Here is a 385-nt window from a genome sequence, read left to right as displayed (position 1 = left end):
GTGAATACATAGCGTAATGAAGCGAACCGGGGGAACTGAAACATCTAAGTACCCCGAGGAAAAGAAATCAACCGAGATTCCCCCAGTAGCGGCGAGCGAACGGGGAGCAGCCCAGAGTCTGAATCAGCATGTGTGTTAGTGGAAGCGTCTGGAAAGTCGCACGATACAGGGTGAAAGTCCCGTACACAAAAGTGCATGTGTTGTGAACTCGAAGAGTAGGGCGGGACACGTGGTATCCTGTCTGAATATGGGGGGACCATCCTCCAAGGCTAAATACTCCTGACTGACCGATAGTGAACCAGTACCGTGAGGGAAAGGCGAAAAGAACCCCGGCGAGGGGAGTGAAAAAGAACCTGAAACCGTGTACGTACAAGCAGTGGGAGCA

Annotated in this window: 1 rRNA gene; it reads left to right on the top strand. The window is 52.2% G+C overall.

From position 1 onward, the window contains the following. A 23S ribosomal RNA gene (locus OGX97_RS01270) occupies positions 1 to 385 on the top strand; the annotation flags it as partial.

The organism is Citrobacter sp. Cpo061 (assembly GCF_030332845.1).
In the GTDB taxonomy this organism is placed as follows: domain Bacteria; phylum Pseudomonadota; class Gammaproteobacteria; order Enterobacterales; family Enterobacteriaceae; genus Citrobacter; species Citrobacter portucalensis.
Note: the sequence above shows the minus strand (reverse complement) of the source record. Positions and strands in the feature narration are given on the sequence as shown.